Raw genomic sequence first — 9,614 nt, 5'->3', positions numbered from 1 at the left:
AGGACGCCGTCGAAGCGGAGCAGGTCGTCGCGGGTGTAGATCTTGGGCAGCAGCAGCGCCGCGAGCCCCTCGACGCAGACCGCGTCCGCGTCGGCGCCGAAGTGCGGGGTGTCCAGCGCGTTGGTGCGCACCAGGATCGTCGCGTCCCCGCCGTGCTCGGCAATGGCCGCCCGGGCGTTGTCGCGCGCCAGCCGCTTGTCCGACTCCGGGACGGCGTCCTCGAGGTCGATGATGATCGCGTCCGCGCCGGAGCGCAGCGCCTTCGGGATCCAGTCGGCCTTGTGTCCCGGCACGAAGAGCAGCGACCGCACCGGCCTCATGCGCTCGCCCCCGCGGTGACCTCCGCCTCGAACTCCGCCAGCACGGTCCCGGCCGGGACCGAGTCGCCGACCGTCGCCCCGACGGTCCGGAGCACGCCGTCGCGGGTGGCGCGGATCGGGTTCTCCATCTTCATCGCCTCCAGGACGAAGAGGACGTCACCGGCGGCGACGGTGCTGCCGGCCTCGACGTTCGCCTTGACGATCGTGCCCTGCATCGGCGCCTTCACCTCGTTGCCACCAGCGGCGGCACGACGACGTCCACCGCTCGACCGACCACCCGATCCGGCCGCCCGGGCCGGCTCGGCGGCCACCGGAGCACCGGCGATCACGGCCACGCCCTCCGCGACGTAGGGGATGCGGTAGTAGCGGCCGCCGACCTCCACCTCGTCGCGGCCCATCGGCTCCGCGGCGTCCTGTTCGACGCCGACGCCGTCGAGCAGGCCGCTGCCCTCGAGCCACACCGTCGTCATGGCGGCCTCGCGGAACGTCGTGGAGTCCACGATCGCGGCGGCGGCCGGCGCCGTGGTTGGTACGCCGACGATCTCCAGCGCCTGCAGCGCCGCCAGCAGCTTGTCGATCGCCTCGGCCCGGGTGGGAGCGGTGGCGATGAGCTTGCCGACCAGGCTGTCGTAGAGCGGCAGCACCTCGTCGCCCGACTCGTAGCCGGCGTCCCAGCGCACGCCCTCGATCGCGGGCGGGACGATCCGGTCGATGACGCCGGGCGCGGGGAAGAACATCCCGCCCGCGACGTTCTCGGCGTTGATCCTGGCCTCGATCGCGACACCTCGGGGCGGAGCGCCCGAGGTGACCACGGTGAGCGGCAGACCGGCGGCGGCCCGGATCTGCTCCTCGACGATGTCCACGCCGCTGGTCGCCTCGGTGACCGGGTGCTCGACCTGGATGCGGGTGTTCATCTCCAGGAAGTAGTAGCGACCGTCCTCGACCAGGAATTCCACCGTCCCGGCACCGAGGTAGCCGACCTCGCGGGCGAGCCGGACCGCCGCCTCACCCATCGCGGCACGCAGGTCGTCGGACAGACCTGGCGCGGGCGCCTCCTCGATCAGCTTCTGGTGGCGCCGCTGCACCGAGCAGTCCCGGTCGCCGATGTAGATCGTGTTGCCGACCGCGTCGGCGAGCACCTGCACCTCGACGTGGCGCGCGTTGACGAGATAGCGCTCGACGTAGACCTCGCCGTTGCCGAACGCCGCAGTCGCCTCGCGCACCGCGGCGGCGAAGGCCTCCTCCACTCCCGCCGGCCCGTCGACCTGCCGCATGCCGCGGCCACCGCCGCCGTGCGAGGCCTTGATCAGGACCGGGTAGCCGTGTTCGGCCCCGAAGGCGAGCACGTCCTGCGCCGAGGCGACCGGGCCGTCGGACCCCGGTGCGAGCGGTACGCCGGCGGCGACGGCGACCCCGCGGGCGGTGATCTTCTCGCCCATGGTCGCGATCGCCTCGGGGCTGGGACCGATGAACACCATCCCGGCCTCGGCGACCGCGCGGGCGAAGTCGGCGTTCTCGGCCAGGAAGCCGTAGCCCGGGTGCACCGCGTCGGCGCCGCTGGCCTTGGCCGCGGCGACGATGCTCTCCACGTTGAGGTAGTTGCTGCTGGCGGGGCCGTCGCCGAGGTCGACCGCCTCGTCGGCCGTCCGCACGTGCAGCGACGACGCATCGGCGGTGGAGTGGACCGCGACCGTCCGCGCGCCCAGTGCCCGGCAGGTGCGCATGACGCGAACCGCGATCTCACCGCGGTTGGCCACCAGGACCTTGTCGAAGGGCGGCGCGGCGTCCGACGCGGGGGTCTTCACATCCATCCGAGCTTTTCCTTCAGTCGAGTCTTCACGAGCTTCCCGGCGCCGGTGCGCGGCAGTTCGTCTGCCTTCAGGAAGGAGAACTTCTTGGGGATCTTGTAGCCGGCCAGGTGCTGGCGCAGGTAGGTCGCGAGCTCCTGGTCGCTGACGCTCATGCCGTCGCGCAGGACGACGACGGCGCGCACCTCCTCGTCCCACGTCGTGCTCGGCACGCCGACCACGGCGGCCTCGAGCACGGCGGGGTGTAGGTAGAGGATCTGCTCGATCTCGACGCAGTAGACGTTCTCACCGCCGGTCTTGATCATCTCCTTCACCCGGTCCTTGAAGAAGTAGTAGCCGTGCTCGTCACGGATGGCGAGGTCACCGGTGTGCAGCCAGCCGCCGCGCATGGCCTCGGCCGTCTCCGCGGGCCGGCGGTAGTAGCCCGTCATCAGCGACGGGCCCCGCACGCAGATCTCGCCGAGCTCGCCGGGCCCGACCTGCTCCTCGTCATCGAGGCTGAGCAGCGTCATCTCGACCAGCGAGTACTCCTGGCCGATCGAGCCGTCCGCCTCCGGCCGCAGGATGTCCTCGTGCAGCAGCCGGCTGACCATCGGGCCGCCCTCGGTCAGGCCGTAGCGGAAGTAGAGCCTCCCCTCGGGCAGCTGCTCGAAGAAGCGCTCCTTGTCGGGCATGCGCAGCAGTCCGGCCCCGGTGTGCAGCGCCCGGAAGCTCCGCCGTACGCCGGGGTCCGCGAACGCCCCGGCCTGCATCAGCTGGCGCGCCATGTTCGGGATGAGGAACGTGTTGGTGGCCCGCTCCCGTGTCACCCAGTTGACGAACTCGTCGGGCTCGAAGCGGTCCACCATGATGGTCGTCTTGCCGGCCACGAAGTGCGTGACCAGCCAGGTGAGCACGCCGGCGGAGTGGAACATCGGCGTCGACATCAGCGCGCGCTCGTCGGGTGCGTCCCCCAGGCGGCAGTCCAGCCGCTCGTTGAGGGCGTTGGCCAGGGCGGCCCGGTGCGAGAGCAGGACGGCCTTGGAGGTGCCGGTGCTGCCGCCGGTGAAGATCAGGCAGAGGCCGTCCTCGGGGCCGATGGTCTCCTCGACCGGGGCACCCGAGTCGCCGAGCAGCGACGCGATCTCGCCCTGACGGACGACGCGCGGGGCGGGCGTCGCGTCGGGCCTGCTGGCGAGAATGTCCAGAGCACGGGTCAGCAGGTCCTCGAAGCGCTCCTCGGTGACGATCAGGTCGGCGTTGGACTCGGCGATCCCATGGGCCAGCTCCTCGGCGGACCACCGCCAGTTGTAGGCGCCGTAGATCCCGCCGGCGGCGGCCACGCCCAGGAGCACCTGGGCGTTGAAGACCGTGTTGCCGCCCAGCACGCCGACGACGTCGCCGTCCCCGATCCCGGCGGCGCGCAGGCCGCGAGCCAGCCGCCAGGCCTGGCCGGCAGCCTCGCCGAAGGTCACTCGTCCGTCGCCGGCGACGAAGGCCTCGGTCCGGGGAGAGCGCTTGGCGTGAAGCCTGATCCAGTCGCCCAGGGTGCGCACCTTGTACCTCCGCATTGTTACGAGCGAACGCTTGTTTGTTAAATCTAGTGCCGACCCGGCCGCCGGTCAAGGACCGGCGTCGTGGCAGGGGTCAGGTCAGTGCGACGCGGCCTTCGCGGAGGCACCGAGGCTGCGCAGGATGATCTCGGTGTAGTCCTTCACGATCCGCTCGAGGCTGAATTCACCGCCGGGCCGATACCACGTCGCCACGTCGGTGCCGATCGCGATGATGTTGTAGGCGTGCAGGCGGGCGTTGACGACCTCCGTCTGCCCGGCCTTCGCCGCCTCCAGGATCAGCTCCTCGACCTGCCGGCGGTAGGCACGGCGCTTGGCGGTGATCTCCGCACGCAGGTCGGCCGGGAGCGAGCGCAGCTCGGAGTTGCCGATGAAGACCCGCTGGGCCTGCTCGGCGTGGAAGGAGATGTGGTTGGACAGGAAGGCGACCAGCCGCTCCAGCGGGTCCTCGACGCTCTCGACCGCGGCGGCGACCTGCGCGGTCAGCTCGTCCATCGTGCCGCCCATGATCTGCAGCAGCAGGTCTTCCTTGCTGGAGATGTGGTTGTAGAGGCTGCCGACCGTGATGCCGCACTTCGCGGCCACCTGGCGCAGCGACGTCGCCTCGTAGCCGTGCGTGCTGAAGAGGTCCGCCGCCTCACGCCGGATGGCGTCGGCGGTCGCCTGACCGCCCGCAGTGATTCCCACCATGGTTGCTTCCTGAACTTGTCTCGTAGGCCGACCGGTTACGGGATGCTTCCCGCGAAGCGCGCCATTCGATACTGCTCGGGCCACTCTAGATGCGCGCCCAGCTCGGCTGCGGCACGAAGCACGAGGTTCGAGTCGCGGAGGAACTCGCGGCCGACCAGGACGACGTCCGCCGCGTCGTCGACCAGGATCGACTCGGCCTGGGCGGGGCTGGTGATCAGCCCGACGGCCGAGACCGGCAGCGGTCCCGCGTCGCGGATAGCCCGGGCGAGCGGCACCTGGTAGCCGGGGCCGACCGGGATCCGCTGACCCCGGTCGAGGCCGGCGGAGGAGACGTCGATCAGGTCGGCGCCGACGTCGGCGAGCAGCGGCGCGAGCGCGACCGACTGCTCGAGGTCCCAGCCGCCGGGGACCCAGTCGGTCGCCGAGATCCGGACCAGCACCGGGATCTGGGGGCCCACGGCCACCCGGACTGCCTCGATGACCTCGAGCAGCAGGCGGGTACGGCCGGCGAGGTCGCCGCCGTACTCGTCCGTGCGCGTGTTCGACAGCGGCGAGAGGAACTGGTGCAGCAGGTAGCCGTGCGCGGCATGCACCTCGACCGCGTCGAACCCGACCGCGACCGCCCGTCGTGCCGCCGCGACGAAGTCGTCGACGACACCGGCGATCCCCGCCGCGTCCAGCTCGCGCGGCACCGGAAGGGAGCCGTAGCCGACCGCGGAGGGGGCGACGGTCTCCCAGCCGCCCTCCTCCACCGGGGCGTAGCCGCGGCCGTGGTGGGGCGAGCGGGTCGACGCCTTGCGGCCCGCGTGCGCCAACTGGATCGCGATCCGCGAGCCCTGCTGGTGGACGAAGTCGATGACCGGTCGCCAGGCGTCGGCCAGCGCCTCGGACCAGATGCCGGTGTCGGCGGCGGTGATCCGGCCCTCCGGCGAGACCGCGGTGGCCTCGGTGAGGATCAGGCTGGCCCGGCCGACCGCGAACGAGCCGAGGTGGACCAGGTGCCACGGTTGGGGCGCGCCCTCCCGCGCGGAGTACTGGCACATGGGGGCGACCCAGATCCGGCTCGGCAGCTCCAGGCCGCGCAGTCGGATGGGGGTGAAGAGCCTGGGCGGCGACTCCATCGCTGGTCTCGTCTCTGTGTCGATTCTGTGTCGCTGGGTGATCGGTCCGGCGCGGTGCGGGGTCAGTGCGGGATGACCGGCTCGTCGTCGAGGTTGACGACGATGTTGTCCGGCGTGCGGGCCGTCATCCAGATCAGCTCCTCGGTGTCGGACAGGTTGCCCTCGATGTGCGGCGTGTTCGGCGGGACGAAGATGAAGTCGCCCTCCTCCAGCTCGACCCGCTGCTCGTAGTGCTCGCCGTACAGGATGAAGGCCCGGCCCTTGAAGACGTAGCCGGCCGTCTCCGCATCGCCGTGGTGGTGGGCGCCCGACGCGTAGCCGGCCGGGGTGTGCACCTTGCCGAGCCAGATCCGGCTCGCGTCGGTGTTGACGTTGCTGATGCCGGCGCGGCGAAGCGCGCCCGCGGTCTGGGAGGTCACCTCGGTGAGGTCGACGCCTCGCACCACCGTGAGCCGGGGGATCTCGATCCTCTTGGACATCGTGGACTGCCTTCCCTGCGAAACATGCAAACGAACGTACGCTTGTTCTACAGTATCGCTCGCTGTTCGTAAAGAGCCGCCCCACGCACCACGCATCGGAGGAACGCCCATGAGCAAGTTGGCCACGATCCGAGTCGACGGCGGCACCCGCGCCGTCGCACTCCGGGACCTCGACGGCGTCGCGACGCACGTCGACCTCGGCGTCGCGGACGTCGGCGCGCTGCTCGCGCTCCCCGACTGGGAGACCGTCGTGGCGCGGACCGACGGCGCCACCTCGCCCGCGGAAGGCGCCGACTTCGCAGCGGTGGTGCCGCACCCCTCGAAGGTCGTCTGCGTCGGCCAGAACTACCGCAGCCACATCGAGGAGATGGGTCGCGAGATCCCGCGCTTCCCGGTGCTCTTCGCCAAGTACGCCGACACCCTGACCGACCCCCACGCCCCGATCGCCAAGCCGGCCGAGACCGACCAGCTCGACTGGGAGTGCGAGCTCGCCGTCGTCATCGGGCGGGAGGTACGGCGGGCCGACGAGCGCTCGGCCGCGGCCGCGATCGCTGGCTTCACCGCGCTGAACGACCTGAGCGTGCGGGACTGGCAGTTCCGCACCGCGCAGTGGCTCCAGGGCAAGATGTGGGAGGCCACCACGCCGATCGGCCCCTACCTGGTCACCCCCGACGAGCTACCCGGCGGGGTCAGGCCGACCGTGGATACCCGGCTGAGCGTGGACGGGGTGGTCAAGCAGTCGGCGAACACCTCGGATCTGCTCTTCGACCCGGTCGCGCTCGTGCGGTACATCTCGACGATCACCACCCTGCGGCCGGGCGACGTGATCGCCACCGGCACCAACGGCGGCGTCGGTCACGCGCGCAGCCCGCAGGAGTTCCTGACCGGCGGCGAGGTGGTCGAGGTCACCATCGAGGGGATCGGGACGCTGCGCAACGCCATCGTCTAGCGACGAGCCACCATGAAGCTGGAGACGAAGGACATCACGGTCTCGCCGGCCTGGTTCCTCATCGCGTAGGCCATCCGCCAGATCCCGCGCCCGTCGTCCTTGGTGGGCCGGGCCTCGAGCATCCGCGCCTCCGGGTGGACGGTGTCACCGATGAAGACCGGCTTGAGCGCACGGACCTCGTCCAGGCCGAGCCAGGCGACGACGTTGCCGAGATAGCCGGTGTGCGTCATCAGGCCCAGCCCGAACGCCAGCGTCAGCGGGCCGTGGGCGACGCGCTGACCGAACGGCGTGGCCGCGGCGTACTCGGCATCCACGTGGAACTGCACGATGTCGCCGGTCAGGCCCGCCCACGAGACCAGATGGGCCTCGGTGACGGTGATGCCCGGGCCGACGAGCACGTCGCCGACCTCGAGGTCCTCCCAATAGTGCTGGGTGCCCTCGATGCGCCTGTCAGCCATTCCCATCGCTCCTTCTCCTTGCCTCCGATCGCCGGACAGACTAGCGTACGCTTGTTTGTTTCTCTAGGTGGTCTTCTCGAAGCGGAGGCAGGATGACTACATCAACCCGGCAGTCGACCCGGAGCGCCAGCGACGTGGAGAGCGCCGCCGGACCCACGGTCCACGACGAGCTGGCCGAGAAGCTGGCCCGTGCCCGGCTCGGCGGCTCCCAACGCAACCGCGACAAGATCACCGCCTCGGGCAAGCTGCTGGTCCGCGACCGGCTGCGGCTCCTCTTCGACGACGAGTCGTACGTCGAGGACGGCCTGCTGGCCCGATTCGAGGAGGGCCTGCCCGGCGACGCGGTGGTGTGCGCCTACGGCAAGGTGGACGGGCGTCAGGTCTGCGTGATCGCCAACGACTACAGCGTCAAGGCCGGCACGTGGGGCAAGGCGACGTTCGAGAAGATCGTCTTCGCGCAGGAGACGGCGCTCAAGGCCGGCATCCCGCTGATCTACCTGTTCGACTCCGCCGGCGCCCGCATCGACGAGCAGTTCGAGAGCTTCGCCGGCCGGCACGCCTGGGGCAACATCTTCTACAACCAGGTACAGATCTCGGGCCGGATCCCGCAGGTGTGCGCCCTCTTCGGGCCCTCCCCCGCCGGCTCGGCGTACGTCCCGGCGCTGTGCGACCTGACCATCATGGTGCGCGGCCACGCGACGGCGTACCTCGGCTCTCCGCGGCTGGCCGAGATGGTCACCGGTGAGCGGGTCACGCTCGAGGAGATGGGCGGCGCGGAGATGCACTGCACCGTCTCCGGCCTGGGCGACGTGCTGGTCGAGGACGACGCCGAGGCGATCGCGGCGATCCGGGTGTGGCTCTCCTTCCTGCCGCCCAGCTGGGAGCAGCGGCCGCCGATCGCGCCCAGCGCCGAGCCCAGGCCGGGCCGCTCCCTGAAGGACATCGTGCCCCTGAAGGAGTCGGAGGTCTTCGACATGGAGGAGTTCATCGAATCCCTCGTCGACGAGGCCAGCTACTTCCCGTACAAGGAGCTGTTCGCGCAGGAGATGATCACCGCGTTCGCCCGGATCGAGGGCCGACCGGTCGGCATCGTGGCGAACCAGCCGATGCACATGGGCGGCGTCATCATGCCCAACTCCTCGGACAAGGCCGCGCGGTTCATCTGGATCTGCAACGCCTACAACATCCCGATCCTGTTCCTGTCCGACATCGCCGGCTACATGATCGGCTCGGACGTCGAGCGCCAGGGCATCATCCGGCACGGCGCGAAGATGATCTTCGCCGTCTCCGAGTGCTCGGTGCCACGCATCACCGTGCTGGTGCGCAAGGCGTACGGCGGCGGCTACCTGGCGATGTCCGGCGCGCCGATGCACCCGGACGCAGTCATCGCGCTGCCCACCGCGCGGCCCGCGCTGATGGGTCCCGACGCCGCCGTGAACGGCGTCTACTACAACCAGATCCACGCCATCGAGGACCCCGAGGAGCGCCGCGCGTTCATCGCCGAGAAGCACGCCGAGTACGCCGAGGGCATCGACGTGTTCAAGATCGCCGACGCGAATGCGATCGAGGCCGTCGTGCCGGCGGACGAGCTGCGGGCCGACCTGGCCCGGCGGCTGGCCCTCTACGCCCGCCGCGACGCCGAGCCGGTCTCGCGTCGCCAGGCCGTCACGCCCGTCTGACCCGAGGAGTCACCATGCAGAAGATCATCGCGATCATCCACCAGAAGGACGGGATCTCCCGCGAGGAGTTCTTGCGGCGCTGGCAGGTGGAGCACCCGGCGTACGTCCGGCGACTGCCGGGCCTGCGCCGCTACGTGCAGAACCCCGCCATCGAGCACAAGTCCACCTGGCCGGCCGACGGCGTCGCCGAGCTGTGGTTCGACTCGCTTCGGGACATCGCCGCGGCGTTCGAGGGCCCCGCGGCCGAGGAGCTGCGCGCCCACGAGGAGCACTTCATCGGGAAGATCGACTGGTTCGTCGCGACCGAGACCGAGGTCCCGGTGAGTTAGGCCGTCGACCCGGCAGGGGCCCGCCTGGATTCCAGGCGGGCCTCGTTCGTTCCTGGGGGCTGGCTCGTGTTGCCGTCTTTGGGGTGCGGGACAACTGGCTAGGTAGCCAGTTGTCGCCCCAGGCAGGCAGCGCCCTGATCCCGAAACAACTGGCTAGTGGACGCCGGCCTGACGGCCGAAATCCCGGGTCTCACTAGCCAGTTTTCCGACGAACCCCCATGCAAGCGCGGT

At 70.5% G+C, this 9,614-nt stretch carries 10 protein-coding genes; 3 read left to right on the top strand and 7 right to left on the bottom strand.

The window, feature by feature from the left end; genetic code table 11:
- The 6 genes from VHA72_RS12205 to VHA72_RS12180 all read right to left on the bottom strand — a co-directional run.
- A partial coding sequence (locus VHA72_RS12205; protein WP_325575577.1) for an aldolase/citrate lyase family protein occupies positions 1-320 on the bottom strand: 320 nt, incomplete at its 3' end.
- Positions 317-2,131: an acetyl/propionyl/methylcrotonyl-CoA carboxylase subunit alpha gene (locus VHA72_RS12200; protein ID WP_325575575.1), complete on the bottom strand. Its 1,815-nt coding sequence runs from the start codon at positions 2,129-2,131 to the stop codon at positions 317-319. The genes VHA72_RS12205 and VHA72_RS12200, both read right to left, overlap by 4 nt.
- Complete coding sequence (locus VHA72_RS12195) at positions 2,122-3,678, bottom strand: class I adenylate-forming enzyme family protein (protein ID WP_325575574.1); 1,557 nt, start codon at positions 3,676-3,678, stop codon at positions 2,122-2,124. Before VHA72_RS12195 ends, VHA72_RS12200 begins: the two co-directional genes overlap by 10 nt.
- 81 nt (positions 3,679-3,759) lie before the next feature.
- Entirely contained in the window at positions 3,760-4,368 is a 609-nt protein-coding gene (locus VHA72_RS12190) for a TetR-type transcription factor C-terminal domain-containing protein (RefSeq protein ID WP_325575572.1), read from the bottom strand.
- Between the two features lie 35 nt (positions 4,369-4,403).
- Entirely contained in the window at positions 4,404-5,489 is a 1,086-nt protein-coding gene (locus VHA72_RS12185) for an NADH:flavin oxidoreductase/NADH oxidase (protein ID WP_325575570.1), read from the bottom strand.
- Positions 5,490-5,551: 62 nt separating this feature from the next.
- Positions 5,552-5,968 (bottom strand): cupin domain-containing protein, encoded by a 417-nt coding sequence (locus tag VHA72_RS12180; protein WP_325575568.1) that lies wholly within the window; start codon positions 5,966-5,968, stop codon positions 5,552-5,554.
- Between the two features lie 109 nt (positions 5,969-6,077).
- Here VHA72_RS12180 and VHA72_RS12175 point away from each other — a divergent pair, with 109 nt between their 5' ends.
- Positions 6,078-6,917 (top strand): fumarylacetoacetate hydrolase family protein, encoded by an 840-nt coding sequence (locus VHA72_RS12175; RefSeq protein WP_325575566.1) that lies wholly within the window; start codon positions 6,078-6,080, stop codon positions 6,915-6,917.
- Here VHA72_RS12175 and VHA72_RS12170 read toward each other — a convergent pair.
- Positions 6,914-7,375, bottom strand: a complete 462-nt coding sequence (locus tag VHA72_RS12170) for a MaoC family dehydratase (protein WP_325575564.1) — start codon at positions 7,373-7,375, stop codon at positions 6,914-6,916. The two genes, VHA72_RS12175 and VHA72_RS12170, sit on opposite strands and share 4 nt — an antisense overlap.
- 92 nt (positions 7,376-7,467) lie before the next feature.
- Here VHA72_RS12170 and VHA72_RS12165 point away from each other — a divergent pair, with 92 nt between their 5' ends.
- Both VHA72_RS12165 and VHA72_RS12160 read left to right on the top strand, forming a co-directional pair.
- Positions 7,468-9,054, top strand: coding sequence for an acyl-CoA carboxylase subunit beta (locus tag VHA72_RS12165; protein ID WP_325575562.1), 1,587 nt, complete (start codon positions 7,468-7,470; stop codon positions 9,052-9,054).
- Between the two features lie 14 nt (positions 9,055-9,068).
- Entirely contained in the window at positions 9,069-9,383 is a 315-nt protein-coding gene (locus VHA72_RS12160) for an EthD family reductase (RefSeq protein WP_325575560.1), read from the top strand.
- Positions 9,384-9,614 lie beyond the last annotated feature (231 nt).

Origin of the sequence: Nocardioides sp. (assembly GCF_035547795.1) — a bacterium.
Classification (GTDB): Bacteria; Actinomycetota; Actinomycetes; order Propionibacteriales; family Nocardioidaceae; genus Nocardioides.
The sequence above is the reverse complement of the archived record's forward strand: the minus strand, read 5'-3'. Positions and strand labels throughout refer to the sequence as shown.

Bases quoted from the DNA above. Each gene is read 5' to 3' on its own strand.
- VHA72_RS12200 (WP_325575575.1), bottom strand. From the start codon at position 2,131: ATGGATGTGAAGACCCCCGCGTCGGACGCCGCGCCGCCCTTCGACAAG.
- VHA72_RS12195 (WP_325575574.1), bottom strand. From the start codon at position 3,678: ATGCGGAGGTACAAGGTGCGCACCCTGGGCGACTGGATCAGGCTTCAC.
- VHA72_RS12190 (WP_325575572.1), bottom strand. From the start codon at position 4,368: ATGGTGGGAATCACTGCGGGCGGTCAGGCGACCGCCGACGCCATCCGG.
- VHA72_RS12185 (WP_325575570.1), bottom strand. From the start codon at position 5,489: ATGGAGTCGCCGCCCAGGCTCTTCACCCCCATCCGACTGCGCGGCCTG.
- VHA72_RS12180 (WP_325575568.1), bottom strand. From the start codon at position 5,968: ATGTCCAAGAGGATCGAGATCCCCCGGCTCACGGTGGTGCGAGGCGTC.
- VHA72_RS12175 (WP_325575566.1), top strand. From the start codon at position 6,078: ATGAGCAAGTTGGCCACGATCCGAGTCGACGGCGGCACCCGCGCCGTC.
- VHA72_RS12170 (WP_325575564.1), bottom strand. From the start codon at position 7,375: ATGGCTGACAGGCGCATCGAGGGCACCCAGCACTATTGGGAGGACCTC.
- VHA72_RS12165 (WP_325575562.1), top strand. From the start codon at position 7,468: ATGACTACATCAACCCGGCAGTCGACCCGGAGCGCCAGCGACGTGGAG.
- VHA72_RS12160 (WP_325575560.1), top strand. From the start codon at position 9,069: ATGCAGAAGATCATCGCGATCATCCACCAGAAGGACGGGATCTCCCGC.